This window comes from Vibrio sp. 1978 (assembly GCF_033344345.1).
Window position 1 is genome coordinate 1 of the sequence record NZ_JAWPOP010000330.1, and the last position, 790, is coordinate 790.

Consider the following 790-nt stretch of genomic DNA (forward strand, 5'->3'; position numbering starts at 1 on the left):
TTTACTTACCCTGAAAACGGCGAAACCCAAGGTGCCCGCCGCAGTATCGCCAATGCGCAGTTCTTTACTCGTCTTGGTCAGCGAATAATCAAAGCACTCGATCAACAGACGTTTGATGGTTTTTGTTATCGCGTCGACATGCGGCTGCGTCCGTTTGGAGAAAGCGGCCCGTTGGTAATGAGCTATGCCGCGTTGGAAGATTACTACCAAGAGCAAGGACGGGACTGGGAACGTTACGCGATGATCAAAGCGCGCGTGATGGGATGCGAAATGTATCCGCAATATCAAGAGCTACGCAAAATGTTGCGTCCGTTTGTGTTCCGTCGTTACATCGACTTTAGTGCGATTCAGTCATTGCGCCGTATGAAATCAATGATCAGCAGTGAAGTGCGACGTCGCGGTTTAACCAACAACATCAAGCTGGGTGCTGGTGGTATTCGAGAAATTGAGTTTATCGCGCAAGTTTTCCAACTGATTCGTGGCGGGCGAGAGCCATCTTTGCGCAATCGTGGCTTGCTCGAAACCTTAAATGGTATTGAGGAACTTGCACTGTTAACCCCGCAAGAAGTCAGCAATCTGGAAGCGGCATATAAATATTTACGCCAGCTAGAAAATCTACTGCAAGCAATGGCAGACAAGCAGACTCAAACGCTGCCCGATTGCGACATTGAGCGTTTAAAACTGGCAACTGCGATGCAGCTAGAGTCGTGGGATCTGCTCACCAAACAAACTCAGCAGCACATGAATAAAGTGCATCAAGTATTTGAAACCTTGATTGGTGACGACGAAG

General features: G+C 48.5%; 1 pseudogene. It reads left to right on the forward strand.

Going from position 1 to position 790, the window contains the following annotated elements:
- A pseudogene (locus R8N49_RS26425) lies at window positions 1-790 on the forward strand (bifunctional glutamine synthetase adenylyltransferase/deadenyltransferase); the annotation flags it as partial.